This window comes from Pseudochelatococcus lubricantis (genome assembly GCF_042432495.1).
GTDB classification, from domain to species: Bacteria; Pseudomonadota; Alphaproteobacteria; order Rhizobiales; family Beijerinckiaceae; genus Pseudochelatococcus; species Pseudochelatococcus lubricantis.
The window spans coordinates 1,244,425-1,269,736 of record NZ_JBHLXC010000002.1 but is presented as its reverse complement, the minus strand read 5'-3'; the positions used below and the strand labels follow the sequence as shown (position 1 = coordinate 1,269,736).

Here is a 25,312-nt window from a genome sequence, read left to right as displayed (position 1 = left end):
TTCGCGGAAACACTTCCCCGCGCAGCCGCCGCACGGCTGCGCCCCTCATTCCAGCGGCGGAATGACCGGCGGCTGCGCCATCGGCGTATTGCCGAGCGCCTTCGCGGTCGCGGCCTCCGACTCGTTGCGCGTCCGGCGCTGGTCGAGGCTTGTCTCCAGCGTCCGCAGTTCATCGGCATTCAACGGCGCATGGCCGCGATCCGGCGGCTTGACGCCCACGGGCTTGTACTCAAGCGCCCCGGGGCGCGACTGCTCGACGAAATCGGCCGATTTCGCCCCCTGCGTCGCGAAGCCGCTCGCAACGGCGACGCTGCGCACGGGGCCGTTGCCCGAGCACCCCGCGCAGGCCCCAAGGACAAGGATGAGAGCCGCAGCCGGCGTCGATTGGCGAAGAACATTCATCATGATCGGCAACTTTCTGCGTGACTGGCGACATTCAAGGCAATTGCGGCTACTTTCATGAGCAGCGTTGCATGTGGGTCATCGTAACGGGGGGCAAGAAGGCTTATGTCCTATAAATCCCGATTGGAGAAGGCTGGCAAGCCTTCTCCCGGTCGACAAGTACAAAAGCCGGCCGATGACCCGCGCCAACCCGGACGCCACGAGGAAAAACAGAGCATGTCGAAGCAGGACGCCAACGCTCAGGCAGAGTTTCCGCTCCCGGATTTCGAAGAGCTGTCGCACAACATGGCAAAGCTCGTCGAGGAAACCGGCAAGGCGACCGCCGCCTATCTGAAGCCCATCGAGAGCGGCCGCACGCCGCCCAAGGGCCCTGCCGACATCTCCGACATGGTAAAGACACTCGGCCAGCTCGCCGAGCAGTGGATCGCCAATCCCCAGAAGGCGATCGAGGCGCAGATGAACCTCGCGAACGGCTTCATCGATCTGTGGGCGACCACGTTCAAGCGCCTCAACGGCGAGGCCGTGGCGCCGGTCGCGCAGCCGCTGCCGGGCGACAAGCGGTTCCGGGCGGAGGACTGGCAGGAGCATCCGGTTTACGACTTCCTCAAGCAGGTCTACCTGATCACCAGCCACTGGGCGGACAACCTCGTGGAGGGCGCGGAAGGGCTGGACGACGCCACGCGGCAGAAGGCGCGCTTCTACGTCAAGCAGATTTCGAGCGCCCTCTCGCCAACCAATTTCCTCGCCACCAATCCCGAAGTACTGCGCGAAACCATCAAGGAAAACGGCGCCAACCTCGTGCGCGGCATGAAGATGCTCGCGGAGGACATCGCCGCCGGCAACGGCGAACTCAAGATCCGCCAGACACCGCCGGGGAGCTACAAGGTCGGCGTCGACCTCGCCACCACGCCCGGCAAGGTCGTGTTCCGCAACGAGCTGTTCGAGCTGATCCAGTATTCGCCCACCACCGAAACCGTGCTGAAGCGCCCGGTTCTGCTGATTCCGCCGTGGATCAACAAGTATTACATCCTCGATCTCACCCGCGACAAATCTTTCATCAAGTGGACTGTCGACCAAGGCGCGACGCTGTTCTGCATCTCGTGGGTGAATCCGGCGGCGAGTCTGGCCGACAAGAATTTCGAGGCCTACATGCGCGAAGGCCTGATCGCGGCGGTCGACGTCGTGCTCAAGCTGACGGGCGAAGACAGCCTCGCCGCGGTCGGTTACTGCGTCGGCGGCACCCTGCTCGCCATGACACAGGCCTACCTCGCCACCAACGGCGACCGGCGTATCGACAGCATCACCCTGCTGACGGCCCAGATCGATTTCACGCGCGCCGGCGACCTCAAGGTTTTCATCGACGAAAACCAGATCAGCGCGCTCGAAGACCGCATGACGACCTATGGCTATCTCGACGGCATCGTGATGGCGGGCGCGTTCAACGCCCTGCGGCCCAATGACCTGATCTGGCCGTATATCATCAACGTCTATCTGAAGGGGCAGACGCCCTTCCCGTTCGACCTGCTGCACTGGAACTCCGACTCCACGCGCATGACCAAGGCGAACCACTCGTATTACCTGAGGAAATTCTATCTGGAGAACGCCTTTGCCAGAGGCGAGCTGAATATCGGCGGCGTGCTCCTCAACCCGAAGAAGATCACAGTCCCGGTCTACGAACTGGCGACGCGGGAGGACCATATCGCGCCCGCCGAATCCGTGTTCCTCGGCGCGCAGCTTCTGGGCGGGCCGGTGCGCTTCGTTCTCTCCGGATCGGGCCACATCGCCGGCGTTGTCAACCCGCCCGCGCGCGTCAAATACCAGTACTGGACGTCGCAGGCCCCGCTTTATGGCGACATCAAGGGCTGGCTGTCGGAAGCGAAGGAGCACCCCGGCTCCTGGTGGCCGGATTGGCTCGCGTGGCTGGAAGCGCAGGCGCCCGAGCGCGTCCCCGCGCGTGATCCCGCGACGGGGCCGCTGCCGGTTCTGGGCGATGCGCCCGGCGAGTATGTCCGGGTAACGTCGTAACGAGTGACTGGCAGGCGCCGCCCCGGCAGGGCGGCGATCATCACACGCCGAGCATCAGCCGCAGGTTCTGGACGGCGGCGCCGGACGCGCCCTTGCCCAGATTGTCGAGGCGCGCCACCAGCACCGCCTGGCCGTGTTCCGCGTTGCCGAACACGTGGATGTCGAGCCGATCCGTGTCGTTGAGCGCCAGCGCCTCGATCCGGCCGGCGTCCGCTTCCTCCTGCGGCGCCACCGCAACGTTGCGCGCGCCCTCGTAATGCGCGGCGAGCGCGGCATGCAGGTCCGCGGCGGACGGCGCGCCGGGCAGATCGCGCAAGAAGAGCGGCAGGCTGACCAACATGCCCTGCCGGAAGTTCCCGACGGACGGCACGAAGATCGGCTGGCGGGCCAGCAGGCCGTAGGCGCGGATCTCCGGCAGATGCTTGTGCTTCAGCCCGAGCCCGTAAAGCTCGAACGCCGGCGCCCGCGCCGCCTCGTAATCCTCGATCATCGACCGCCCGCCGCCCGAATAGCCGCTCACCGCATTGATCGCGACGGGGAAATCGACCGGAAGCAGCCCGCGCTCAACGAGCGGGCGCAGCAGCGCGATCGCGCCGGTGGCATAGCAGCCGGGATTGGCGACATGGGATGCGCCGGCAATCGCCTCCGCCTGCCCTTCCGCCATTTCCGGAAAGCCGTAGGCCCAGCCCTCGCTCACCCGGTGCGCGGTACTCGCGTCGAGCACGCGCGGCGCCTCATCGCCCAGCGAGGCCGCGAGGCTCACGGCCTCGCGCGCGGCGTCATCCGGCAGGCACAGAATGATGAGGTCGGCGGCGCGCATCATCTCGCGGCGCGCATCCGCATCCTTGCGCTTCTCGGGCGCGATGCTGATGACGTCGACGAGGCCGAGTTCATCGAGGCGCGTGCGGATGCCGAGCCCCGTGGTTCCCGCTTCGCCGTCGATGAATACGCGCGGCCGGGCGCCGGCGGTCGGATGCGTCTGGTCGGACATGATAGACCCCTGCTGTGACTGTTTCCGGCATGGCGGCAGCCGGTCCGCCTGTCAAGAGCGCATGCGCACGCCGACGCTCAGCGCACCTTCTCGGCGAGAATTTGCAGATAGTGCTGCACCACCGTGGCGCCGGCGATGGCCGTGATGTCGGCATGGTCGTAGGGCGGCGACACCTCGACGACATCCATGCCCCGCCAGTCGAGGCCACGCAGCGCCCACAGCACCATCAGCGCGTCCACGGCGGCGAGCCCGCCCGACACAGGCGTGCCGGTTCCCGGCGCGAAGGCGGGATCGAGCGCATCGATATCGAAGGAGAGATAGGCCGGCAGTGCCCCCACGCGCTCGCGCACACGTTCCGCGATTCCCGCCGCTCCCAGCACACGCGCTTCATAGGCATCTATGATTTCGATGCCGAAATCGTCGGGGGCAAGGGTGCGCACGCCGATCTGGATCGAGCTGCCGGTATCGATCAGCCCCTCTGCCTCCGCCTGCGTGACGAAGGTGCCATGCGACATGCCGCCGTCCGCCTCCCAGGTATCCTGATGGGCGTCGAACTGCACCAGCGCCAGCGGCCCGTGCAGTGCCACGTGGGCACGCAGCAGCGGCAGGGTAATGGAATGATCGCCACCGAGCGTGATCAGTTGCACGCCCGAGGCCAGTATCTCGCCCGCCTGCGCCTCGATCAGCCCCGGCGCCTGCTCGATATGCCTGTAGTCGAACGAACAGTCACCCCAGTCGACCACGGTCAGCGCGTCGAACGGATCAAGCCCGGAAGGAAACTGCGGATCGCCGTCGAAGATCGCCGAAGCGCGCCGGATAGCCTGCGGCCCGAATCGCGTGCCCGGGCGGTTTGAAGTGGCGCAATCAAACGGAATGCCCCAGACGACGGCATCCGCGCCATCGATGTCGCGGCTGAAGCGGCGGCGCATGAAGGAAAGCGCGCCGGAATAGGTCGGCTCGGCCGACCCGCCCCTGAGATCGCCGAGAAAAGCGTTGTCGGTGGGGCGGGGGCGGATAGGATCGTCGGACAAGGCGGCCTCTCGTGCGCGGATTTGCGGGACGGCGCCCGCCGGGGGCACCAAGGCTGCGGTGAAGTTGACCGGCGAAAGCGCCGGACGTCAAGCGATATCACCCGAAAGTCCGCACCGCCCCCGATGCGCACGTTCAGCGGCAAATTGCAGCAAGCCTTGACGCTTGCATTATCTCGCGGGGAGATACATTCCCATTGGCCAGAACCTGAAATCAAATAGTATGACAGATATATTATTAGACTAAAATTGAATTATTCTTATAATCGTAAATTAAATATAGTATTTATATAAATTTGCCAGCTACATAAAAGACACTTGAAATATTTTATTGGTGATATATGGTGCGAATTATCTTCAATTTTACGTCATTTCATCGACCTTATAAATTTTCCTATTTCGGGGATTTATTATGACTGAGCTATCAGCAAGTACCCATTCGAGTCGGAATACAAGTTATTCATTGGCCGATTTGAATCAAAAGCAACCGAGACTGGGCCTGAACGATAACAATATGCACCGGGCTATCGATGACGCGCTTGATTATATGGGCGGCCCCGGCTACGGCAAACAGGTCAGCCGGCAACTGAAAGACAAGCTGGTCAGCATCGCCGATGACGTCAAAAAGGGCGGCGCCCTGTGGGAATCGCTCAACAACATGAAGGTCATGCACTTCTCCAAAGCGGAGAAGAAAGAGCTTCTTAAGCTTAAGATAGACCAGTTCCCGGATATCAGCGACGCCACCAATGCCCTGAACTATCAAAACCGCGAGAACACCAAACTCGCCGCGAAAGTCGGCCTTGCTGTCGGGCTTGCCCTGCTGACTGTTGCTATCGTGGTTCTCTGCGTGTCAAGCATGGGCAGCGTTGTTCCCCTTGCGGCGGCGATCGGCGTCGTCCTGACAGCAGGCGGCGCCTACTACGGATGGCGCGATGAAAAAACCGCCGACATGAAGGAAGGCGTGTTTCAATCGGGCGTGAAGAAGGTCTTCAGCCAGTTGAAAGGCGACACCGTCGCGATCCAGAGCAAGATCGAGGCGAGCATGCAGAAGGCGCAACACCTTCTCTCCAGGGGCGAGCTGCAGGACGCACATGTGGAGCGCCTCCGGCGCGCGACATCCGCCATGAATACGTTTCTGGTCGAGCTGCAGAAAACCGCGACATCGGATGAGAATACTATTGTAAAATGGCGACCCATAAAAGAGTCGACAGACGATTTGAGAATCATAAATCACGATGTTGATGGAATATTCTTTTCATAGAAAAATTAATAATTTTTATATATTATAATTTTCATATTAATTTATTTTTTAAAATGCAAAATATACACTTTTAAAGGCCATAATTGAGACTTTTGCGCAAAATTTAATTTTGCGGAAGTTTCGTCCGCCGAGACGAATACAGGAGAAAGACATGGTAGCCGCCGCCGATGCCGATGAACTGATCGATGGCTTCGGCCGATCGATCGGCCTCCGGGATGTCGCCTTCGACGAGAACGGAGGAGCCATTCTCATGTTCGACGACATTCTCACCGGGTTCCGGCACGACAGGGACAAGCATCTGATCGCAATGTACGGGCCGGTGATCAACACGGCGATCGGCCACGACGCGGATCTCTATGCGGGTTTTCTGGAGCTGAGCCTGGGCTGGTCGCTGGCCGGCAAAGGCTGTGCGGGGTTCAACAGGGATTTCGATCTCCTGTTTTTCGTCAACACCGTTTCCCTCGCTGGACTTGAGCAGGAGCGGTTCAACGCTTTCGTGAAGGAGAATCTCGAAACCATCGAGACGTGGCGGCGATATGCGGCTTCGGGTGCCTTCTCCGGGGCGGACAAATCCCCCGGCCCCTCCGCCGTATCGGCGACCGACCTCATGGGGGGCTTGCTGAAGCGCGTCTGACAAGATGCCGCTGCGGACGACGATGACGCGGATATCTTGGCGCAAGGCTATCGTGCCACCATATGAAGCTGATCGTTTTGCCCGGCTCCGGCGTTGCGGCGCCACGGGCCGGGAATCAGGAAGGCGTCCGGCATGGACGAGGGATGGAAGACACGCATGACGCATGGTCCGTTTAATACAGGCCGATACGGTTTCACCAGGATGCGGGCAGTCAGACTGAAGCGCTGGCAGCTTGTGCTGGCTTTCGCGGTTGCGGCCGCGCTCATGCTGACGCTGGCTGTGGTCGCTGTGAGCGCGTTCCTGCTGATTTTCCCGGCAGTGCTGGTCGGCGGGCTGATCTGGCGCTTCCTCGCCTACTGGCGCGGCGAATCGGCGTCCCGCGCCGGGCGGTCCGGAGGCGATCAGGTCATCGATGCCGAATACGTCATCCTTTCGCACAGGGAAAGGGGCGAGCCTTCGGCCCGGGACGCGGACAGGGACGGCCGGTAACCGGCGCCCCAACCCGCCGCGCCGCGCTTCTTTTTCCTTTGACGCGGCATCTTCTGCGGCTATCTGTTATGGCCCCGGCAGGGCATTTCACGCCCGCCGCCGACAGTCACGGATCGTCATGTCAGTGGATCAGGCATACAGCGACGAAACGCCGCAAGGCGCCGCCCTTCCCGGTTACCGGCCACCGGACTCGCCCGCGGTGGCCTTCGTCGCGAGCGACACCTCGGAGGCGCAGGCCGCCGCCGACCGCCTGAAGGAGCGGTACGGCGCCAGCGCGCCGGACGACGCCGACATCGTGATCGCGCTCGGCGGCGATGGCCTCATGCTGCAGACCCTGCACCGTTTCATGGGCACCGGAAAGCCGATCTACGGCATGAACCGCGGCTCTGTCGGCTTCCTGATGAACGAGTTCAGGGAAGAAGGGCTGATGGAGCGCCTCGCCGCAGCCCAGCGCAGTGTCGTCCATCCGCTGCTGATGGTTGCCCACGACATTCACGGACAGGAATTCCGCGCCTGGGGTATCAACGAGGTCTTCCTGTCGCGCCAGACCTACCAGGCGGCCAAAATCAGGGTTTGGGTCGATGGCGAGGTGCGGCTCAGGGAACTCATCGCCGACGGCATCATGGTGGCGACGCCCGCTGGGTCCACCGCTTACAACCTTTCAGCCAACGGGCCGATCCTGCCGCTCAACGCGCCCCTGCTGGCGCTGACGCCCATCTCCGCCTTCCGCCCACGGCACTGGCGCGGCGCGTTGCTGCCCGACCATGCCCGCCTGCGCTTCGACGTGCTGGAGGCCGACAAGCGGCCGGTGAACGCCGTGGCGGATCACACGGAAGTCCTCTCGGTCGCCTTCGTGGATATCGCGCTCGACCGTGAGGTGGAACTGGTCATGCTCCACGACTCCGGTCACAGCCTCGATGAGCGCATCCTGCGCGCCCAGTTCGGATATTGAGGCATGGTTTCCGCCCGCCATAGGCCGCAACACGGCGCCGCGCGTGGCACATCATGGCGCGGCCGGGCGGCCGTGGCCACCGTGATGGCGCTTGTCGCCGTGCAGCCGTGCGACATCGCGCGCGGGCAGGAACGGTACGAGCCGCCGAAGGCCATTCCCATCACCCCTGCGCTTCCCATGGAGAGCCCGACGCCCCCCGTCGAGGGCCCTGCGCTGCGGATGGAGAGCCCGGCCGGCGATGCGCCGAAGACGTTGCCGCAGGCGCTTCAGGGCGGGCCGCAGATGACCCACGCGCTTTCGCTGGCGGCGACACTCGCTGGCAGCGAGATGCCGATCCAGTCCGGGCTGGTATGGCGCATCTACGCGGTGACGCCCGGCGCCGCGCCGACGCCGGTGTCCGAGCTGACGGAGGCCACGCCGCGCCAGTCCCTGCCACAGGGAAACTACATCGTCCACGTTTCCTATGGCTTCGCGAGCGCCATGGCGCGCGTTGCCCTGCGCGCGGATTCCGTTTCGCGGCTGGCGATCGCCGCCGGCGGGCTGCGCGTCACCGGCGCGGTCGGCAAGGAGGCGATTCCGGATCAGGACCTCACCTATTCGGTCTACCTTCCCGAACAGAACAATCCGGAAGGTCGGCTGGTGACGGAGAACATCCGCTCCGGCGAAATCGTGCGACTGCCGGCGGGCGATTATCACGTGGTGTCGAACTACGGTACGTCGAACGCCATCGCGCGCGCCGACCTTTCGGTCGAGGCGGGCAAGGTGACGGACGCGACGATCAACCATCGCGGAGCGCGCGTCACCTTGAAGCTCGTCGCTGGCGAGGGCGCGGAAGCGTTCGCCGGCACAGCCTTCAGCGTGCTGACCCCCGGCGGCGACACGATCCACGAGGAAGTGGGCGCATTCACGTCGCTCATCCTCGCCGAGGGAGATTATGTCGTGGTCGCCCGCCACGAGGGGCAGGTCTATTCGCGCGATTTTACCGTCAGGAGCGGCATCGATAACGATGTCGAGATTGTCGGGCGTTAGAGCGTTTTCCGATCGCCGGAGGCCATCCTATCGGCAATAAATCTCTCTAAATCAAAGATTTTATGAGACGATCCGGCTTGATAAATCGGATCGCGCCCCAACATCAGCGTGCCGAACTACCGCTAGTAGTTGCGAATAAAACTTATAAGATGGTAAATACTTATAAGAATCTTCCAAATATTCAGAATTATTATTAAAATTTCGCCAATTCCAGCATGCGATATTTTTTTGATGATATGCACCGCGCGGGCTTGGCAGATCGTCGTAAAACCGTCACGATTCAGCGATGACGAATCTCGTGAAACCATTGATTATCGCAGCGGCGCAAAGCCACATAACGGCAGACGTTCATGCCAACGGCCGCCATGTGCGCGCGCTGATGCAACGCGCCAGCGAAAAGGGGGCGCGCCTTATCCACTTCACCGAATGCGCTCTTTCCGGCCGCGCCAGAAACCAGATCAACAACTGGCACCGCGTGGACTGGGAGGCGCTCGACGCCGAACTCACGGAAACGGCCGACCATGCCCGCAAGCTCGGGCTGTGGACCGTCATCGGCAGCAACCACCGCCTGCCACCGCCGCAGGAGCCGCACAACAGCCTCTATGTCATCTCGGACAAGGGCGTGATCGTCACGCGCTACGACAAGCGCCTGTGCGCCAGCGACGGATCCAGCCTCTGGTATACACCGGGCGTCACGTCGACCAGCTTCGTCGTTGACGGCTATCGCTTCGGTTGCGCGCTGTCGACGGAGGTGCACTATCCGGAACTCTTCGCCGCCTACGAGCGCCTCTCCACGGACGTGGTACTGCTGTCCTGCTATGCCGAGGAAGCGATCGTCGCCATCGAGGCACAGGCCCACGCGGCGATCAACGCGCTGTGGATCGGGCTGTCGACGCCAGTCGCCACCAGCCGCGGCCTGCCCGGTGGCGTCATCGGGCCGGACGGCAACTTCCTCGTCCGCGCCCGGCGCGGACAGCCGGCGATCGTCGTTGCGGCAATCGATCCCGCCCGCCCGGAATATGCCAACATGCAGGATCGCACGCGCCTGCGCCGGACGCAGGAGAGCGACGCACCGCCGCCGGCAACGGTCTGACCCTTGAAAAAGCGTGGCGCTTGGAGTGTTTCTGTCAAAGACAGAAACACTCCAGCATTTGCCTGTCGCAGAAAAAGATTCTCTTTTTCAATGCTTAAGCGCCACGCCCGTTAGACGCGATGCGTCACGCCGCTTCGTCCGCCGGCGCGGCCACGCGGCGCAGGTCCGGCGGCAGGCTTTCGTCCACGAGCGCCCGCAGCGCCTCGTCGAGCGTCAGTTGCTGCTGTGCCTGCGAACCGAGACGGCGGATCGAAACAGTGCGCTGCTCGCCCTCCTTCTTACCGACGACGAGCAGCACCGGCACCTTGGCGAGCGAATGCTCGCGCACCTTGTAGGTGATCTTCTCGTTGCGCAGGTCGGTCTCCACGCGCAGACCGCGCTTTTCCGCCTCCGCCGCCACCTCGCGCGCATAGTCGTCGGCATCCGACGTGATGGTCGCGACCACCGCCTGCAGCGGCGCGAACCACAGCGGGAAATGGCCGGCATAGTGCTCGATCAGGATGCCGAGAAACCGCTCCATGGAGCCGCAGATGGCCCGGTGAACCATGACCGGCGTCTTCTTCTGCCCGTCCTGATCGACGAAGAAGGCGCCGAAGCGCTCCGGCAGGTTGAAGTCGACCTGCGTCGTGCCGCACTGCCAGTCGCGGCCGATGGCGTCGCGCAGCACGTATTCGAACTTCGGCCCATAGAAGGCGCCTTCGCCCGGGAAAATCTCCGTGCGGATGCGGTTGCCTGAGCGTGCGCGGATTTCCTCCAGCACGTTGCCCATCACCTCCTCGGCGTGGTCCCACAACTCGTCACTGCCCACGCGCTTCTCCGGGCGCGTGGAGAGCTTGACGACGATGTTGTTGAGATCGAAGCCGAAGTCCCCGTAGGTCGAGAGAATCAGGTCATTGATCTTGAGGCATTCCGCGGCGAGCTGGTCTTCGGTGCAGAACACGTGCGCGTCGTCCTGCGTGAAGGCGCGCACGCGCATCAGCCCGTGCAGGGCACCGGAGGGTTCGTAGCGCGACACGGAGCCGAATTCCGCAAGCCTCAGAGGCAGATCGCGGTACGACTTGAGACCGTGCTTGAACACCTGCACATGGCCCGGGCAGTTCATCGGCTTGATGGCGAAGACACGCTCGTCCTCCGTCTGGGTGACGAACATGTTCTCGCGATACCATGCCCAGTGGCCGGAGGTCTCCCACATCGCCTTGTCGAGAATCTGCGGCGTATTGATCTCACGGTAGTCGCCGTGCAGCCGGCGGCGCATGTAGGCGATGAGCTGCTGGAACATGGTCCAGCCCTTGTCGTGCCAGAAGACGACGCCCGGCCCTTCCTCCTGGAAGTGGAACAGGTCCATCTCGCGCCCCAGCCGGCGGTGATCGCGCTTTTCCGCTTCCTCAAGCTGGTGGAGGTAGCTGTCGAGATCGGCCTGCGCCGCCCACGCCGTACCGTAGATGCGGGTGAGCATGGGGTTGTTCGAATCGCCGCGCCAGTACGCGCCCGCCACCTTCATCAGCTTGAAGGCGGTGCCGATCTTGCCGACGCTCGTCATATGCGGGCCGCGGCAGAGGTCGAGCCAGTCGCCCTGCCTGTAAATCTTGAGGTCATCGCCCTCGGGAATGGCGTCGACGAGTTCCACCTTGAAGTGCTCGCCCTTGGCGCGGAAAAAATCCTTCGCCTGATCGCGCGTCCAGAGTTCCTTGGTGAAGGGTGCGTCGCGCGCAACGATCTTCTTCATCTCCGCCTCGATGGCGGGGAAATCTTCGGGCGAGAATGGCTCGTTGCGCGCGAAATCGTAGTAGAACCCGTTCTCGATGACCGGGCCGATGGTCACCTGCGTGCCGGGCCACAGCGTCTGCACCGCCTCGGCCAGCACGTGCGCGCAGTCGTGGCGGATCAGTTCCAGGGCGCGCGGATCCTCGCGGGTGATGAACTCGATCCTTGCGTCGGCGTCGACGGGGTCGGAAAGGTCGCGGACCGTGCCATCGATGGCCATGGCGACGGTGCGCTTCGCCAGCGATTTGGCGATGCTTTCGGCGATCTCGCGTCCCGAGATACCGGGTGCATACTGGCGCTCCGCGCCATCGGGAAATGTCAGGGTAATCATCAAACTTCTCCAGCTCACTCCTGCAAACGGGGCAGGTAAGCGTTCACGCGATCATGGGACGGTTCGGGAAGCGGGCGTCGAGGCTTCGCCGCCATCCGTTTCGACGGCCTCGCAGATCATGGATGCCTTCGTCTCCGAAGTCTCCGTCATGGCGGGAGCATAGGTGCTCCGCCAGCGCCCGTAGGTCCACGGCTTATACCATCGGTGCCCTTCGGGCAACGCCTCCGGCACCAGATCGAGCCCGTGCGTGCCGAAGGGATGGCAGCGGCAGATGCGCGCCGCGCCCATCCAGCCGCCCGCCCACAGGCCGTAACGGTCGATCGCCTCGTCTGTATAGGACGAACAGCTCGGCAGATGGCGGCAGTGACGGCCGAAGACGGATGACAGCGTGAGCTGGTAGACGCGAATCAGAAGGCGCGCCACTGCCACGCCGGGCCGGCGGAACGGCTTCGGGAACGGCCTGTCATCGCCCAATTTGCATCCGACCTTCCATGGGTTATAGCTGCCGGGACAGCACCGGGCCATGCTCCGCGGCCACGGCCCGCCTAACCGCCGGCTTGCTAACCAATTGGTGAACTTTATGCAAGACAATCGCATCAGCATTAATTGGAGGTATGCCGTGTTGCGTTTCGCATTCTCCCGTGGAGCGGCGCTCGCCGTGGCGGCGGGCGTTCTTTGTTTCGACGCGGTCGGTGCAAGCGCCGTGGCGCAGGACGCTGGCTATGATCCCTACGCGACGCAAGGGTCGGCAAGCTCCGGTTCCGTATTTCCGTATTTCTCGCCGACGCCGGTGTCCTCGGCCCGATGGGTCGCGACGGTGAGCGCCAACGTCAATGTCGGCCCGTCCTTCATCGGCTCCGACAAGTATACGTTCACGCCCTATCCGCTCATCAGCATCCGCCGTGGCGGGCAGGCCCGGCGCCCCAGCATTCCGGGCGACGGCTTCCAGCTCGACCTGCTCAACCACGAGTATCTGAGCTTCGGCCCTGTCGGGCGCTACAAGTCCGGCCGCTACTTCGCGAATGACCGCAAGCTGTTCGGCCTGCGCAAGCTGCCGTGGACCGTCGAGGGCGGCGCCTTCGTGGAAGTGTGGCCGACGCATAACCTGCGCGGGCGCGTCGAGGCCCGCCACGGCTTCCGCGACGAGGACGGCTGGGTCGTCGATCTCGCCGCCGATTTCGTGCAGCCCTTCGGCCAGTTCACCTTCACCGTCGGGCCGCGCGCGAGCTGGGCCAGCGGCAAGTCGATGCGCAACACCTTCGGCGTGAACGAGTACGAGGCATCGCTCAACAATCTGGTGTTTCCGCAGCATGGCCTCTATGCCTACAAGCCGGAGAGCGGTTTCCAGAGCGCAGGCGCGGCGACGTCGCTCGCCTACCGCCTCAACGACGCCTGGAGCGCCACGGCGACCGCCTCCTACAGCCGGTTGGTGGGCGATGCGGGCCGCAGCCCGATCGTGCGGCGGCTTGGCGGCGAGCGCAACCAGTTCAACTTCGGGCTGACGGCCGCCTACTCATTCGGCGTGAACTGAGCCGGCCGGCTGCAGCCGGCGCGCCTCTATCCGCGCAACGGCGTCGACGACGGCGTCGAACGTCAGCAGGGTCGAGGCGTGACGGGCGGGATAGTCGCGCACCGGCTCCAGGGCGGCGAGCGCGCTCCAGCGTCCGGAGGGCGGCGGGCCGCCCTGCTTGAGCATCAGCCGCATGGTTTCGCGTACCTCGCGCAACTCCTGCGCGCCGGAGCCGACGACGAGCGCCCCCATCACCGAGGCCGATGCCTGCCCCAACGCACAGGCCCGCACCTCATGGGCGAAATCCATCACCGTATCTCCGTCCATCGCCAGGTCGACGATGACGGTGGAGCCGCACAGCCGCGAATGCGCGGTCGCGGTGGCGTCGGGATGCGCAAGCCGTCCGAGGCGTGGAATATCGGCAGCGAGCGCGAGAATCTGGCGGGTATAGATATCGTTCAGCATGTTTTCCGCAATCGCCGCGCCCGCCTCCTGGCGAGCGCCCTGCTCTTTCCGTTTCATGGGGCGTGGACACCGGAGCGGAGCCCGCCGCCATTCTATGTTTGTTATGGCACTCGCCGCGCCGCCGGCCGACGGCTATCATTGCGGCACAGCCTGCAATGCCTATATAAGATATCCCTTTGGGGGTTGAATACCCGTCAGAAACATTGCGGAAGTGGTCCGTCATACCGGGCCGTCAAACAGCGGGAGGCACCACATGGATGCCGTGGTTAAGCCCTTGTCCGCGCGTAAGGCAGTTGTTGCCGACGCTGGCAAGCCAGGTTCGGATTCGGTTGGCGGGAAAGGCCCGCGCAGGCCCACACGGGCGGAGGCGGAGGCGGCAGTGGAGACGCTGCTGCGCTGGATCGGCGAAAATCCGGCCCGCGAGGGGTTGGTCGACACGCCCAGGCGCGTCGTGAAAGCCTACGAAGAACTCTTCGCGGGCTACGGCGAGAACTCCGCCGAGGTGCTCGACCGCGTTTTCGAGGAGGTCGAGGGTTATTCCGACATCGTGCTCGTACGCGATATCTCGTTCTTCTCGCATTGCGAGCACCACATGGTGCCGATCATCGGCAAGGCGCATATCGCCTACTACCCCGCGCGCGGCGTCGTGGGGCTGTCGAAGCTCGCCCGCGTGGTCGACGTCTTCGCCCGCCGTCTGCAGACGCAGGAGGCGTTGACGGCGCAGATTTCCGACGCGATCAACGACGCGCTGCAACCGCGCGGCCTCGCGATCATGATCGAGGCGGAGCACATGTGCATGGCGATGCGCGGCATTCAGAAGCAGGGCGCCTCCACCATCACCACCCGCTTCAGCGGCGTGTTCGCGGATGATCCGGCCGAACAGGCGCGCTTCATGATGCTCGTCCGCGAGTGACGGTCTCATCCAGCATGGGAGAAACCTGTTCTTCCATGCTGATATAAAACAGATATCGCATTCCGTATCGGAATTTTGCCGTGCTCGATTCTCTATTCCCGTCCCCCGCCTCGGCCGACAGGCAAACCGTCGAGGAAGGGCTGCAACTAATGCCGGCCTTCGACGCCAACGGGCTTGTCACCTGCGTGACGACGGAGGCCGACAGCGGCCAGTTGCTAATGGTGGCGCACATGAATGCGGAGGCGCTGCGCCGCACCATCGAGACCGGTGAGGCGTGGTATTGGTCGCGCTCGCGCCGGACGCTATGGCACAAGGGCGATACCTCTGGCCAGATCCAGACCGTCGTGGAAATGCGCGTCGATTGCGATCAGGATGCCGTCTGGCTCAGGGTCAAGGTCGCCGGCGACGGCGGCTGCTGCCACACCGGCCGCTGTTCCTGCTTCTATCGGCGCGTCCCGGTCGGCAAGGGCGTGTGCGAGCCGCTGGAGAAGGATGGCTCGGCGGTTACTTGAGCTTGCACTCGGCCTGTGCCGCTTCCGCCTTGGGACGGGCGGTGGCGTTGAAGACGCCCGCCCGGCGGAAGGCGTCGAACTCGTCCGCCGTCAGCGCCTGCGTGATCTTCCGCGCGAAGCACGCGCAGCGCTCGGCATAGCTGTCGGTGTTGTCCCTGGAAGTGCCCCACTCCCGAATCACGCAGCTATCGAGGATATGCGTGCGGACGGTCTCCGGGCTCGCGTCGCGCAGATCGACTGCACCGGCGACCGGCGCGGACTGCGGCGGCGTGGCGCCGGCGCGGGCGGGTTCAATGGCGAACGGACCAAGGCCCGCCACTCCTGCCAGAATAGCCCCCAACATCAGCACCCTGACAGGCCAGCCCCTGAACGCTTGCATCGCCATGCCCCTGCATCCATGTGCCGGAGCGTTCCGTCGTTTCACGGAAACGCTCCAGTTATTTGTTTTGGCGCATTTTCTTCACGCGAACCGGCACCCGCTTCGCTTGAAAACGCTATAACGATCCCGCGATATCCCATTTCATTGCTGAAGCGAAACGGTTTTCAGGAACGGACAAGAAAAAAGCGTGGCTGCGTCCTGCGCGCCACGCTTGCTTCGGAGGCCAGGGGCCGTACGGTCAGCCGACGATCTCGTTGCCCGCGAAGAACTGGGCGATCTCGACCTGTGCGGCCTCGGGCGAATCCGAGCCGTGGACGGAGTTTTCGCCGACCGACTTCGCGAACAGCTTGCGGATGGTGCCTTCCGCCGCGTTCTCGGGGTTGGTGGCGCCCATTACCTCACGGTACTTGGCGATAGCGTTCTCACCTTCGAGAACCTGCACGACGACGGGGGCGGAGATCATGAAGTCCACCAGTTCGCCGAAGAACGGGCGCGCGCTATGCACGGCGTAGAACGTCTCCGCCTGCGTGCGGGTGAGCTGGATGCGCTTCTGCGCGACGACGCGCAGGCCCGCAGCCTCGATAACAGCGTTGATGGAACCGGTAAGATTGCGTTCCGTCGCGTCGGGCTTGATGATGGAGAAGGTGCGCTCTAAAGCCATGATGTACCGTCTGAAACCTTATGTTAGCGATAGTGCCGTGGCTTATAGCGGCATGAAACGTCAGCCACAAGACAAGCCGTTGCCTTCGCGCCGGGAAATCCGCCTGTCCGACGCATTTTTCTCATGTTTTCGGCGCATCCGCCGTCACCGCGAGGCCGCGCTGCACGGCAGGCCGGGCGAGAACCGTCTCCAGCCAGCGCCGGAAATGGGGAAACTCGCCGATATCCTGCCCTTGCCGCTCCCACATCTTGCTCCAGCCGACGCAGGCGATATCGGCGATGGAATAGTCGCCGGCGAGGAATTCCCGGTCGGCGAGACGGCGGTCGAGCACACCGTAGAGGCGCGCCACCTCCTTCGTATAGCGCGCGATACCGTAGGGGATCTTTTCCGGCGCGAAGATGCGGAAATGGTGCGCCTGCCCGGCCATCGGCCCGAGCCCGCCCACCTGCCAGAACAGCCATTCCTCCACTTCCACCCGCGCGCGCTCGTCGGCGGGATAGAGCTTGCCTGTCTTGCGGCCAAGATACTGGAGGATCGCCCCCGATTCGAACACTGAGACCGGTATGCCGCCCGGCCCGTCCGGATCGACGATGGCGGGAATGCGGTTGTTGGGTGAAATCGCGAGGAACTCTGGCCGGAACTGCTCGCCCTTGCCGATGTTGACCGGCCGCACCCGGTAAGGCAGGCCCACCTCCTCCAGCATGATGGCGATTTTCCATCCGTTGGGCGTCGGCCAGTAGTAGAGGTCGATCGGTTCCTGTGCGCTGCCTGCCATCGGCCCCTCCGCTTGCTGTCACGGGCCGCACCGGCGCCCCCCGGCCCGGACGACGATGCCATCATACCATGCTGCCCGCGCCGCATCGTGCGTAACGTCACGCCGCGGATCGCGGCGCGTCACAGCGGCCGTTTCGTCCAGCGCGACAGCACGCCGATGATGCCCTCCCGGAACAGCAGCACACAGACGACGAACACGATGCCCTGCACGATCGGCACCCACGCACCCAGAGTCGCGAGATAGTTCTGCATCGACACCACGACGATCGCGCCGACCGCGGGGCCGAAGATCGTGCCCATGCCGCCGACGAGCGTCATCAACACTACCTCGCCCGACATGCTCCAGTGCACGTCTGTGAGCGATGCGAGCTGGAAGACCAGCGCCTTCGTCGCACCCGCAATGCCTGCGATGCCGGCAGAAATGACGAAGGTCGCGAGCTTGTATTGCACCGTGCGGTAGCCGAGCGAGATGGCGCGCGGCTCGTTGTCCCGGATCGCGCGCAGCACCTGCCCGAACGGCGAATGGATGATGCGGAAAATCAGCAGGAAGCCGGCGAGGAAGATCGTCGCCACGACATAGTAAAGCGTCCGGTCGTCGGTGAGTGGCAGCACGCCGAACAGGACCCCGCGCGGAACCGACTGGATGCCGTCCTCGCCGCCGGTGAACTCGGATTGCAGCGAGACAAAGTAGATGAGCTGCGCCAACGCCAGCGTGATCATGGCGAAATAGATACCCTGCCGCCGGATCGCCAGCGCCCCGAACACCGCGCCGAGCACAGTCGCCGCCGCTGTGCCCGACAGGATCGCGAGTTCCGGCGGCAGCCCCCACACCTTGGCGGCATGCGCGCTGATATAGCTCGCGAAGCCGAAGAACGCCGCGTGCCCGAAGGACAGCAGCCCGCCGTAGCCGAGCAGCAGGTTCAGCGCCGAGGCGAAAAGCGCGAAGCACAGCACCTTCATCAGGAAAACGGGATAGAGGAAATATGGCGCGACGAGAATCACGCCGACGAGCACGGCCAGAAGCACGCCGTAAGTACGCCCCGACGGCCGCGCTCCGTCGCCCTCCACAGCGGCGGGAACCGCAACATCATGCGCGCTCATCAGGCAGTCCTCCCGAACAGGCCGGCGGGTTTCACCAGCAGCACAAGGATCATGATCACGAAAATGACGGTCGAGGACGCCTCCGGGTAGAACACCTTCGTCAACCCCTCCACGATGCCGAGCGCGAAACCGGTGACGATCGAACCCAGGATCGAGCCCATGCCGCCGATCACCACCACCGCGAACACGACGATGATCATGTCAGCGCCCATGTTGGGGTTCACGGAATAGATGGGCGCCGCCAGTACGCCGGCGAAGGCGGCGAGCGCCACGCCGAAGCCGTAGGTGAGCGTCACCAGCAGCGGCACGTTGATGCCAAACGCCTGCACCAGCGTGGGGTTCTCCGTCGCCGCCCGCAGGTAGGCGCCAAGGCGCGTTCGCTCGATGACGAACCACGTCGCGAGGCACAGCGTAAGCGAGGCCAGCACCACCCACGCCCGGTAGTTGGGCAGGAACATGAAGCCGAGGTTACGCCCGCCCGCAAGTTCCGGCGGAATGCCGTAGGGCAGGCCCGAAACGCCGTATTCGTTGCGGAAAATGCCCTGGATGATCAGCGCGAGGCCGAAGGTGAGCAGCAGGCCGTAGAGGTGGTCGGCGTTCCGCAGCCGCGCCAGCAGCAGCCGCTCGATGACGACGCCCGTGATCCCGACGACGACCGGCGCGGCCAGCAGCGCCCACCAGTAGCCGACGCCCGCATACTGCAGGAGCATCCACGCCACGAAGGCACCCATCATGTACTGCGCCCCGTGGGCGAAGTTGATGATGTTGAGCAGGCCGAAGATAATGGCGAGGCCGAGGCTCAGCACCGCATAGAACGAGCCGTTGATCAGCCCCAGCAGAAGCTGGCCGAACAGCACCTGAGAGGGAACGCCCAGAAGTTCAGACATCGACAGGCCTTTCAGCGGCGGCCCCGGATGCAGCCGGTGCCTCACGGGTCGCGCCGCAGATGAATTTCATGATTACTTCCATTCCGGCAATACGTTATATTTGAATATTCAGATTTTGCGTTATGCCTCGCGCAGCCCGCCTGCGGACACGCTCCGGCAGTCTCTGCGACTGCCGGAGGGCTTTCCCGCGTCTCAGCTCTTCTTGACGAGTTCGCAGCCGCCGGCGTCGAGCGGCCGGAAAGCTTCCGCCGCCGAGATGACCGAGAGCTGGTTGTAATAGTCCCACGGCCCCTTGGACTCGGACGGCTTCTTCACCTCGAACAGGTACATGTCATGCACGTGACGTCCGTCGACGCGAATCTCGCCCTTGCCGAACAGCGGATCTTCGGAGGGGTTGGCGCGCATCCACTCCAGCACGGCCTTCGTGTCCTTGCTCTTCAGCGCCTCGACGGCCTTCAGGTAATGCAGCGTGCCCGCATAGACGCCCGCGTGCACCATGGTCGGCTTGCTGCCGCCGTGGCGGGCCGCGAAGCGCTCGGACCACGCGCGGGTGCCGTCATTCTGGTCCCAGTAGAAGGCTTCCGTCAGTACCAGCCCCTGCGCCGCCTCAAGGCCGAGCGCATGCACGTCGGAAAGGAAGACGAGCAGGCCCGCGAGCGTCTGGCCACCGGCGACGATGCCGAATTCCGATGCCTGCTTTATGGCGTTGATGGTGTCGCCGCCCGCGTTGGCAAGGCCGATGACCTTGGCCTTGGACGCCTGCGCCTGCAGCAGGAACGACGAGAAGTCACTGCCCGGGAACGGATGGCGCACCTGCCCCAGCACCTTGCCACCAGCCTTCTTCACCACTTCCGCCGTATCGCGCTCCAGCGCGTGACCGAAGGCGTAGTCTGCCGTGAGGAAGAACCACGTATCCCCGCCGCGCTTCACCAGCGCCGTGCCGGTGCCGTAGCCGAGCGCGTAGGTGTCGTAGGTCCAGTGAATGGTGTTCGGCGAGCACTGCTTGCCGGTGAGGTCCGTCGCGCCCGCGCCCGAGTTGATCAGGATCCTGTTCTTCTCGCGCGTGATCTGCGACACCGCCAGCGCCACGGAGGAGGTCGGAACGTCGAGGATGACGTCAACGCCGTCCCGGTCGTACCACTGGCGGGCGATGTTGGAGCCGATGTCCGGCTTGTTCTGGTGGTCGGCGGAGATGATCGAGACGTCGATCCCCTTCTCCTTGGCCTTGAAATCCTCGACGGCGAGTTGCGCCGCAACGACCGACCCCTCACCCGAAAGATCCGCGTAGACGCCGGAGCGGTCGTTCAGCACGCCGAGCTTTACGGCAACCTGCGCCTCCGCCGCGCCCATCGCGCCGATCGCGAAAGTGGTAGCCAGCAACCATGTCCTGATGCCCATCGTTTTCCCCTGAATTGCGCCTCAACTGGCTGTGAAACACATCTGTCGTTATTATTGTCCGGCCCGCGCACGGGCCGGAAAGGCCGCACACCCGCTCATACGCCGAGATAGCCGTGGAGCTTGTCGATGTTGGCGTCGAGTTCGTCGTTGCGGATCATGTCGACCACCCGCCCCTGCTCGACCACATAATGCCTGTCGGCGACGGTGGCGGCGAAGCGGAAGTTCTGCTCCACCAGCACGATCGTGAAGCCGTCCTGCTTCAGGCGCGCGATGGTGCGGCCGATCTGCTCGACGATGACCGGCGCCAGCCCCTCCGTCGGCTCGTCGAGCAGCAGCAGGTTGGCGCCGGTGCGCAGGATGCGGCCGATGGCCAGCATCTGCTGCTCGCCGCCGGAAAGCTTCGTCCCCTGGCTGGAGAGCCGCTCCCGAAGGTTCGGAAAGAGCGTGAATATCTGCTCCGTGGTCATGCCGCCAGGCTTCACCTGCGGCGGCAGCACGAGGTTCTCCGCCACGGACAGGCTGGAGAAGATGCCGCGCTCCTCCGGCACGTAGCCGATGCCGAGCTGCGCGATGTGCCGCGAGGCCATGCGGATCGTCTCCCGGCCGTCGAAAACGATCGAGCCCGTGCGCTTGCGCAGGATGCCGATGATGGAGCGCAGGGTCGTGGTCTTGCCCGCGCCGTTACGCCCGAGCAGCGTCACGACCTCGCCCGGCGCGACATCGAAATCGATGCCGTGCAGAACGTGGGATTCGCCGTACCACGCCTGCAGATTTCTGACGGCGAGCAGCGGCGCCGTCGCGGGCGCGCCGCCCGCAACACGAACGGCGGCCTCAGGCATGCATTCCCCCCATGTAGGCTTCCACCACCCGCTCGTCGCTGGAGACCGTGGCGTAACTTCCCTCCGCCAGCACCTTGCCGCGCGCCAGCACCGTGATGCGGTCCGACAGCGAGGCGACGACCGACAGATTGTGCTCGACCATCAGGATCGTGCGGTTGGTCGAGACGTGGCGGATGAGCGCCGCCATGCGGTCGACATCCTCGTGCCCCATGCCGGCCAGCGGCTCGTCCAGCAGCAGCATGGCGGGGTCCAGCGCGAGCGTCGTCGCCACCTCCAGCGCCCGCTTGCGGCCATAGGGCAGCTCGCCCGCCCGCACCGAGGCGTAATCCGCGAGGCCCACCGCCTCCAGCAGCTCCCTCGCCTCCCGGTCGTAGCGGGTCAGCACGCGCTCCGAGCGCCAGAAATCGAACGAATCGCCCCTCCTGCGCTGCAGGGCGACGCGCACGTTCTCCAGCGCCGTGAACTGGGCGAAAACCGCCGAGATCTGAAATGAGCGCACGATGCCCAGCCGGGCAATCTCGGCCGGCTTCAAAGCCGTGATATCGCGGCCCTTGTAGAGAATCGTCCCTTTCGTGGGCGTCAGGAACTTCGTCAACAGGTTGAAGCAGGTCGTCTTACCCGCTCCGTTGGGGCCGATCAGCGCGTGGATCGTGCCCTGTTCGATGTTCAGATTAACGCCGTCGACAGCCTTGAAACCCTTGAATTCTATCGTCAGATCGCGTGTTGCGAGAATAGCCTCGGCCCGCATCCGGCGTTCTCCCTGAATATTGTTTTTACATTGTTATTTTTGTGACAACGATGACCGAATGTTTCTACACGGCAACCTGAAGCTACCCTCGGAAAATTATTGCGCGCGCAACCAAGCCATTCGCAAATCATGCATTAGATATGCACTGAGAGCATTACGCGGAAAGCAGCCGCTGTCAATCTCCCGATAGCGGGCGGCATGAAACTGCGCTGCATAATGTGGAAGGCGGGCCGGCGCGGCTCAGCGCCGCAACTGATCCAGCACGATGCGCGCTGCCTTGGCGCTCGGCGATTCGGCGTCGATCGCCATCGCCGCTTCAAGGCGCGAGAACGCCTCGATCTGCCGCTGCCGCTCAGGCGTTTCATCCAGCAGGGGCGGGAGTGTCTGCGTCAGCTTCTCCGGCGTGCAGTCCCACTGCAGCCGCTCGGGCACCGCGTGCTCCCCCAGAATGAGATTCGCGTAGGTCACCGTGGTGATAGTGAGGAAATGCCGCACCTGCGCCTCCAGCGGCGACACCTTGTAGATGACCACCATCGGCACGCCCGAGAGCGCCAGCTCCAGCGTCACGGTGCCGGACGCCGCGAGCGCCGCATGCGCCTGCCGGAACGCCGCGAACTTGGCTGCCTCGCCCTCCACGATCTCCGGTTGCACCGGCCATTGGGCCACGGCCTCCCGGATCAGGGGAGCGACATGGCTCACCGCCGGCAGAACGAATCGCAGCGGCCGTGTCGATGCGGCCGCCACACGCGCGAGCGTTTCCCCCAGCACGGGCAGCAGGCGCGTCACCTCGGACCGGCGGCTGCCGGGCAACACCAGCACGTTGAGGCGCTCCGCCTGCGCCAGCGGCGGCCGCTCGCCGGGCGCCGGCCGCAACTCGTCCCGCCTTTCGATCAAGGGGTGCCCGACATAGCTGCAGGGCGGCCCGCCCAGCCGCGCGTGCGCCTCGGGCTCGAAGGGCAGCAGCGCCAGCAGATGATCGACATAGGCCCGCATCTTGCGTGCCCGGCCCGGCCGCCACGCCCACACGCTCGGGCTGACGTAGTCCACGATCGGCAGGTCCGGCATCCGCTTGCGAACCCGTTTCGCCACCGCGTGGGTAAAATCCGGGCTGTCGATCACCACCAGCACGTCAGGACGCGCCGCCACCACCGCATCGACGGTCGCATGCACGCGCGCGACGATGGTGCGCAGGCGCGCGATCACCGCCACGAAGCCCATCACCGCGATGTCGGACAGCGAGAACAGGCTTTGCAGCCCCTCGCCTTCCATGGCCGCGCCGCCCACGCCGGAAAAGCGCACGTCGCCCGTCTCGTCCCGCAACGCGCGCATCAGCCCCGCGCCGAGATGATCGCCAGAGACCTCGCCGGCGACGAGGAATACATGCGGCGGCTTCCTCCCGGCCCGCTGCAGGCCGTCCGCCGGGTTATTCGCCACTCTGTCCGTCATGCGCCGCTCCCGCTTCATCCGGAGGAATGCCGATGACGAACAATCCGCGCCGGTCGGCCTCACGCAACATGTCCGCCTCGTTGATGACAAGCGTGCGTCCGGCGCCGTAGGCCACGCCGTCGAGGCCCGCCTTCGCCGCCAGCACCATCGTGCGCGGCCCGATGGCCGGCAGATCGACGCGGAAGTCCTGCCCTTCCTTCGTGGTCTTCACCAGCACGCCCCGGTTCTCCGCCTTCCACCGCCGCGTAAAGCGCATGAAGCGCACCCGCCGCAGCATGGCGTCGGTGCCCTCCGGCCCTTCCAGCGCGATGACGCGCCGCCCGCCGATCACCGCTGCCTGCCCGGCGTCGAAGCGCGAGACCGTGCGCAACAGATCCAGGCCGATACCAATGGAACGAAGGTTCGCCGCATCGGGCTGCACCCGGCTGCGCAGGCCCGCTGTGCCCAGCAGCTCCGGCGCCACGCTGTCGACGCCTTCGACACGATGGCCGTGCTCCTCCAGCAGCCTGACGACGCCCCCGAGCAGGCCGTCGTCGCCCAGCGCCATCAGCGCCGCGAGTTCGCGCCGGTTGCGATAGGCTGCCAACGCACTCAGCACGGCCGAGGGCTGCGGGCGATTCACCGGTCCCGCCAGCACCACGCAGGCGGGATGCCACGCCGCAAGCGTGGCGAGTGTCCTTTTCACGTCGAGCAGGTCCGTGGCGGCATCGGCGCGGCGCCGAAGGCTGCCGTCGACGAAACCGCGAAAGGCGAGGATGCGGATATCCTCACCGCGTTTGCCGAGCGCATCCGCCAGCGCGCCGGGCAATGCGCCGCCGCCCGCCAGAATGGCGATGGGCCGCGCGCTGCCCGTCATCCGCCGCGCTCCTCCCTCGGCACGCAGATCGAGCGCTTGCCGGAGGCGCGGATGAACGACAGCACCTCGCTGACCAGCGGCGCGTCGGGAAAGGCCGCAGCAACGTCCTCGACGCGCTCCAGCAGCGTGCCCTCGTCTGCGAACAGCGCCCGATACGCGCGCCGCAGCGTATGGATTTCCTCGCGCGAGAAGCCGCGGCGCTGCAGGCCGACGATGTTGAGCCCGCCGAGATAGGCGCGGTTGCCAAGGGCCATGCCGTAGGGAATGAGATCGTTCTCCAGCCCCGAAAGCCCGCCGATGAAGGCGTGCGCGCCGACGCGCGCGAACTGGATCACCGCCGCGCCGCCGCCGATGATCACATGGTCGCCCACCGTCACATGGCCGGCCAGCATGACGTTATTCGATAGCACGACGTTGCTGCCGACACGGCAGTCGTGTCCGACATGGGAATTGGCGAGGAAGGCGCAGCGGTCGCCGATCACCGTCTCCATGCCACCGCCTTCGGTGCCGGGATTGATGGTCACGCCTTCGCGGATCAGGCAGTCGCTCCCGATCGACAGCGTCGACGGTTCGCCGTGATACTTGAGATCCTGCGGCTGGTGGCCGATGGAGGCGAATGGAAACAGCCTCGTGCGCGCACCGATCCGCGTGCGCCCGGCGACCACCACGTGGCTGACAAGTTCGCACGCCTCGCCGAGTTCCACCTCGCGGCCGACGACGCAGAAGGGGCCGATACGCACGCCCTCGCCGATGCGCGCCCCCTCTTCCACAACCGCGTTCGGATGGATGATGGCAGTCGCCGCGCTGGTCATGATGGCTGTCCC

27 protein-coding genes are annotated in these 25,312 nt (G+C 64.6%); 10 read left to right on the top strand and 17 right to left on the bottom strand.

The features are described 5' to 3' along the window. Positions 1-45: 45 nt before the first annotated feature. A complete protein-coding gene (locus ACFFJ7_RS08570; protein ID WP_166952742.1) occupies positions 46-405 on the bottom strand; it encodes a hypothetical protein in 360 nt (119 codons plus the stop codon). Positions 406-618: 213 nt separating this feature from the next. Between ACFFJ7_RS08570 and ACFFJ7_RS08565 the strand changes: the two genes are divergently transcribed. Beyond that, complete coding sequence (locus ACFFJ7_RS08565) at positions 619-2,427, top strand: PHA/PHB synthase family protein (protein WP_377591764.1); 1,809 nt, start codon at positions 619-621, stop codon at positions 2,425-2,427. Between the two features lie 40 nt (positions 2,428-2,467). Here ACFFJ7_RS08565 and argC read toward each other — a convergent pair whose 3' ends face one another. Both argC and speB read right to left on the bottom strand, forming a co-directional pair. After that, entirely contained in the window at positions 2,468-3,418 is a 951-nt protein-coding gene (argC, locus tag ACFFJ7_RS08560; protein WP_377591763.1) for an N-acetyl-gamma-glutamyl-phosphate reductase, read from the bottom strand. Between the two features lie 77 nt (positions 3,419-3,495). Further along, positions 3,496-4,449 (bottom strand): agmatinase, encoded by a 954-nt coding sequence (speB, locus tag ACFFJ7_RS08555; protein ID WP_166952733.1) that lies wholly within the window; start codon positions 4,447-4,449, stop codon positions 3,496-3,498. 409 nt (positions 4,450-4,858) lie between these two features. Here speB and ACFFJ7_RS08550 point away from each other — a divergent pair, with 409 nt between their 5' ends. The 6 genes from ACFFJ7_RS08550 (at position 4,859) to ACFFJ7_RS08525 (ending at position 9,904) form a co-directional block, all read left to right on the top strand. After that, on the top strand, positions 4,859-5,707 hold the full coding sequence (locus ACFFJ7_RS08550; protein WP_377591762.1) for a hypothetical protein: 849 nt from the start codon (positions 4,859-4,861) through the stop codon (positions 5,705-5,707). Positions 5,708-5,858: 151 nt separating this feature from the next. Continuing rightward, on the top strand, positions 5,859-6,341 hold the full coding sequence (locus tag ACFFJ7_RS08545; protein WP_377591761.1) for a CesT family type III secretion system chaperone: 483 nt from the start codon (positions 5,859-5,861) through the stop codon (positions 6,339-6,341). A 201-nt stretch (positions 6,342-6,542) separates the two neighbouring features. Then, positions 6,543-6,830 carry a hypothetical protein gene (locus tag ACFFJ7_RS08540; RefSeq protein ID WP_377591760.1) on the top strand — a complete coding sequence of 96 codons (288 nt, stop codon included), beginning with the start codon at positions 6,543-6,545 and terminating at the stop codon, positions 6,828-6,830. Positions 6,831-6,948: 118 nt separating this feature from the next. Continuing rightward, entirely contained in the window at positions 6,949-7,782 is an 834-nt protein-coding gene (locus ACFFJ7_RS08535; protein ID WP_377591759.1) for an NAD kinase, read from the top strand. Positions 7,783-7,785: 3 nt separating this feature from the next. Then, complete coding sequence (locus tag ACFFJ7_RS08530; RefSeq protein WP_377591758.1) at positions 7,786-8,811, top strand: RgsD C-terminal domain-containing protein; 1,026 nt, start codon at positions 7,786-7,788, stop codon at positions 8,809-8,811. Between the two features lie 286 nt (positions 8,812-9,097). Next, positions 9,098-9,904, top strand: coding sequence for a carbon-nitrogen hydrolase family protein (locus ACFFJ7_RS08525; protein ID WP_166952716.1), 807 nt, complete (start codon positions 9,098-9,100; stop codon positions 9,902-9,904). A gap of 124 nt (positions 9,905-10,028) precedes the next feature. Here the strand turns inward: ACFFJ7_RS08525 and thrS are convergent, their stop codons facing one another. Together thrS and yidD are read right to left on the bottom strand one after the other, a co-directional pair. Continuing rightward, the gene (gene thrS / locus ACFFJ7_RS08520; RefSeq protein ID WP_377591757.1) at positions 10,029-11,999 is read right to left on the bottom strand and encodes a threonine--tRNA ligase; all 1,971 of its coding nucleotides are present in this window, start codon (positions 11,997-11,999) and stop codon (positions 10,029-10,031) included. Between the two features lie 51 nt (positions 12,000-12,050). Further along, a complete protein-coding gene (yidD, locus tag ACFFJ7_RS08515; RefSeq protein WP_166952710.1) occupies positions 12,051-12,524 on the bottom strand; it encodes a membrane protein insertion efficiency factor YidD in 474 nt (157 codons plus the stop codon). 94 nt (positions 12,525-12,618) lie between these two features. Here yidD and ACFFJ7_RS08510 point away from each other — a divergent pair, with 94 nt between their 5' ends. Next, the gene (locus ACFFJ7_RS08510) at positions 12,619-13,530 is read left to right on the top strand and encodes a MipA/OmpV family protein (protein WP_166952707.1); all 912 of its coding nucleotides are present in this window, start codon (positions 12,619-12,621) and stop codon (positions 13,528-13,530) included. Here ACFFJ7_RS08510 and ACFFJ7_RS08505 read toward each other — a convergent pair. Then, complete coding sequence (locus ACFFJ7_RS08505; protein ID WP_166953398.1) at positions 13,513-13,974, bottom strand: iron-sulfur cluster assembly scaffold protein; 462 nt, start codon at positions 13,972-13,974, stop codon at positions 13,513-13,515. The genes ACFFJ7_RS08510 and ACFFJ7_RS08505 overlap by 18 nt on opposite strands. A gap of 253 nt (positions 13,975-14,227) precedes the next feature. Here ACFFJ7_RS08505 and folE point away from each other — a divergent pair, with 253 nt between their 5' ends. Together folE and hisI are read left to right on the top strand one after the other, a co-directional pair. Beyond that, positions 14,228-14,887, top strand: a complete 660-nt coding sequence (gene folE, locus ACFFJ7_RS08500) for a GTP cyclohydrolase I FolE (protein WP_166952704.1) — start codon at positions 14,228-14,230, stop codon at positions 14,885-14,887. 80 nt (positions 14,888-14,967) lie between these two features. Further along, a complete protein-coding gene (gene hisI, locus ACFFJ7_RS08495) occupies positions 14,968-15,399 on the top strand; it encodes a phosphoribosyl-AMP cyclohydrolase (RefSeq protein WP_377591756.1) in 432 nt (143 codons plus the stop codon). On the opposite strand, the gene ACFFJ7_RS08490 is transcribed toward hisI, so the two are convergent. From ACFFJ7_RS08490 to lpxA, 11 genes are all read right to left on the bottom strand, one after another. Continuing rightward, complete coding sequence (locus ACFFJ7_RS08490; protein ID WP_377591755.1) at positions 15,392-15,784, bottom strand: hypothetical protein; 393 nt, start codon at positions 15,782-15,784, stop codon at positions 15,392-15,394. The genes hisI and ACFFJ7_RS08490 overlap by 8 nt on opposite strands. A gap of 232 nt (positions 15,785-16,016) precedes the next feature. Then, a complete protein-coding gene (gene ndk, locus ACFFJ7_RS08485; protein ID WP_166952695.1) occupies positions 16,017-16,439 on the bottom strand; it encodes a nucleoside-diphosphate kinase in 423 nt (140 codons plus the stop codon). Between the two features lie 121 nt (positions 16,440-16,560). After that, entirely contained in the window at positions 16,561-17,214 is a 654-nt protein-coding gene (locus ACFFJ7_RS08480) for a glutathione S-transferase N-terminal domain-containing protein (RefSeq protein ID WP_377591754.1), read from the bottom strand. Positions 17,215-17,333: 119 nt separating this feature from the next. Continuing rightward, a complete protein-coding gene (locus ACFFJ7_RS08475) occupies positions 17,334-18,314 on the bottom strand; it encodes a branched-chain amino acid ABC transporter permease (RefSeq protein ID WP_377591753.1) in 981 nt (326 codons plus the stop codon). Then, the gene (locus ACFFJ7_RS08470) at positions 18,314-19,201 is read right to left on the bottom strand and encodes a branched-chain amino acid ABC transporter permease (RefSeq protein ID WP_377591752.1); all 888 of its coding nucleotides are present in this window, start codon (positions 19,199-19,201) and stop codon (positions 18,314-18,316) included. Before ACFFJ7_RS08470 ends, ACFFJ7_RS08475 begins: the two co-directional genes overlap by 1 nt. A 192-nt stretch (positions 19,202-19,393) precedes the next feature. Further along, on the bottom strand, positions 19,394-20,599 hold the full coding sequence (locus tag ACFFJ7_RS08465; protein ID WP_377591751.1) for an ABC transporter substrate-binding protein: 1,206 nt from the start codon (positions 20,597-20,599) through the stop codon (positions 19,394-19,396). Between the two features lie 95 nt (positions 20,600-20,694). After that, positions 20,695-21,438, bottom strand: a complete 744-nt coding sequence (locus tag ACFFJ7_RS08460) for an ABC transporter ATP-binding protein (RefSeq protein ID WP_166952680.1) — start codon at positions 21,436-21,438, stop codon at positions 20,695-20,697. Then, the gene (locus tag ACFFJ7_RS08455) at positions 21,431-22,186 is read right to left on the bottom strand and encodes an ABC transporter ATP-binding protein (RefSeq protein WP_377591750.1); all 756 of its coding nucleotides are present in this window, start codon (positions 22,184-22,186) and stop codon (positions 21,431-21,433) included. The genes ACFFJ7_RS08460 and ACFFJ7_RS08455 overlap by 8 nt, the downstream gene beginning before the upstream one ends. 240 nt (positions 22,187-22,426) lie before the next feature. Beyond that, positions 22,427-23,632, bottom strand: coding sequence for a lipid-A-disaccharide synthase (gene lpxB / locus ACFFJ7_RS08450; protein WP_377591749.1), 1,206 nt, complete (start codon positions 23,630-23,632; stop codon positions 22,427-22,429). After that, positions 23,610-24,488 (bottom strand): LpxI family protein, encoded by an 879-nt coding sequence (locus tag ACFFJ7_RS08445; RefSeq protein WP_377591748.1) that lies wholly within the window; start codon positions 24,486-24,488, stop codon positions 23,610-23,612. The genes lpxB and ACFFJ7_RS08445 overlap by 23 nt, the downstream gene beginning before the upstream one ends. After that, positions 24,485-25,300, bottom strand: a complete 816-nt coding sequence (gene lpxA, locus ACFFJ7_RS08440) for an acyl-ACP--UDP-N-acetylglucosamine O-acyltransferase (protein ID WP_166952667.1) — start codon at positions 25,298-25,300, stop codon at positions 24,485-24,487. Before lpxA ends, ACFFJ7_RS08445 begins: the two co-directional genes overlap by 4 nt. Between the last annotated feature and the right edge of the window lie 12 nt (positions 25,301-25,312).

What these genes read in the sequence shown, in the direction of transcription:
- ACFFJ7_RS08570 (WP_166952742.1), bottom strand. Translation starts at nt 405, where the DNA reads ATGATGAATGTTCTTCGCCAATCGACGCCGGCTGCGGCTCTCATCCTT.
- ACFFJ7_RS08565 (WP_377591764.1), top strand. Translation starts at nt 619, where the DNA reads ATGTCGAAGCAGGACGCCAACGCTCAGGCAGAGTTTCCGCTCCCGGAT.
- argC (WP_377591763.1), bottom strand. Translation starts at nt 3,418, where the DNA reads ATGTCCGACCAGACGCATCCGACCGCCGGCGCCCGGCCGCGCGTATTC.
- ACFFJ7_RS08550 (WP_377591762.1), top strand. Translation starts at nt 4,859, where the DNA reads ATGACTGAGCTATCAGCAAGTACCCATTCGAGTCGGAATACAAGTTAT.
- ACFFJ7_RS08545 (WP_377591761.1), top strand. Translation starts at nt 5,859, where the DNA reads ATGGTAGCCGCCGCCGATGCCGATGAACTGATCGATGGCTTCGGCCGA.
- ACFFJ7_RS08540 (WP_377591760.1), top strand. Translation starts at nt 6,543, where the DNA reads ATGCGGGCAGTCAGACTGAAGCGCTGGCAGCTTGTGCTGGCTTTCGCG.
- ACFFJ7_RS08535 (WP_377591759.1), top strand. Translation starts at nt 6,949, where the DNA reads ATGTCAGTGGATCAGGCATACAGCGACGAAACGCCGCAAGGCGCCGCC.
- ACFFJ7_RS08530 (WP_377591758.1), top strand. Translation starts at nt 7,786, where the DNA reads ATGGTTTCCGCCCGCCATAGGCCGCAACACGGCGCCGCGCGTGGCACA.
- ACFFJ7_RS08525 (WP_166952716.1), top strand. Translation starts at nt 9,098, where the DNA reads ATGACGAATCTCGTGAAACCATTGATTATCGCAGCGGCGCAAAGCCAC.
- thrS (WP_377591757.1), bottom strand. Translation starts at nt 11,999, where the DNA reads ATGATTACCCTGACATTTCCCGATGGCGCGGAGCGCCAGTATGCACCC.
- yidD (WP_166952710.1), bottom strand. Translation starts at nt 12,524, where the DNA reads ATGGCCCGGTGCTGTCCCGGCAGCTATAACCCATGGAAGGTCGGATGC.
- ACFFJ7_RS08505 (WP_166953398.1), bottom strand. Translation starts at nt 13,974, where the DNA reads ATGCTGAACGATATCTATACCCGCCAGATTCTCGCGCTCGCTGCCGAT.
- folE (WP_166952704.1), top strand. Translation starts at nt 14,228, where the DNA reads ATGGATGCCGTGGTTAAGCCCTTGTCCGCGCGTAAGGCAGTTGTTGCC.
- ACFFJ7_RS08490 (WP_377591755.1), bottom strand. Translation starts at nt 15,784, where the DNA reads ATGGCGATGCAAGCGTTCAGGGGCTGGCCTGTCAGGGTGCTGATGTTG.
- ndk (WP_166952695.1), bottom strand. Translation starts at nt 16,439, where the DNA reads ATGGCTTTAGAGCGCACCTTCTCCATCATCAAGCCCGACGCGACGGAA.
- ACFFJ7_RS08480 (WP_377591754.1), bottom strand. Translation starts at nt 17,214, where the DNA reads ATGGCAGGCAGCGCACAGGAACCGATCGACCTCTACTACTGGCCGACG.
- ACFFJ7_RS08475 (WP_377591753.1), bottom strand. Translation starts at nt 18,314, where the DNA reads ATGAGCGCGCATGATGTTGCGGTTCCCGCCGCTGTGGAGGGCGACGGA.
- ACFFJ7_RS08470 (WP_377591752.1), bottom strand. Translation starts at nt 19,201, where the DNA reads ATGTCTGAACTTCTGGGCGTTCCCTCTCAGGTGCTGTTCGGCCAGCTT.
- ACFFJ7_RS08465 (WP_377591751.1), bottom strand. Translation starts at nt 20,599, where the DNA reads ATGGGCATCAGGACATGGTTGCTGGCTACCACTTTCGCGATCGGCGCG.
- ACFFJ7_RS08460 (WP_166952680.1), bottom strand. Translation starts at nt 21,438, where the DNA reads ATGCCTGAGGCCGCCGTTCGTGTTGCGGGCGGCGCGCCCGCGACGGCG.
- ACFFJ7_RS08455 (WP_377591750.1), bottom strand. Translation starts at nt 22,186, where the DNA reads ATGCGGGCCGAGGCTATTCTCGCAACACGCGATCTGACGATAGAATTC.
- lpxB (WP_377591749.1), bottom strand. Translation starts at nt 23,632, where the DNA reads ATGACGGACAGAGTGGCGAATAACCCGGCGGACGGCCTGCAGCGGGCC.
- ACFFJ7_RS08445 (WP_377591748.1), bottom strand. Translation starts at nt 24,488, where the DNA reads ATGACGGGCAGCGCGCGGCCCATCGCCATTCTGGCGGGCGGCGGCGCA.
- lpxA (WP_166952667.1), bottom strand. Translation starts at nt 25,300, where the DNA reads ATGACCAGCGCGGCGACTGCCATCATCCATCCGAACGCGGTTGTGGAA.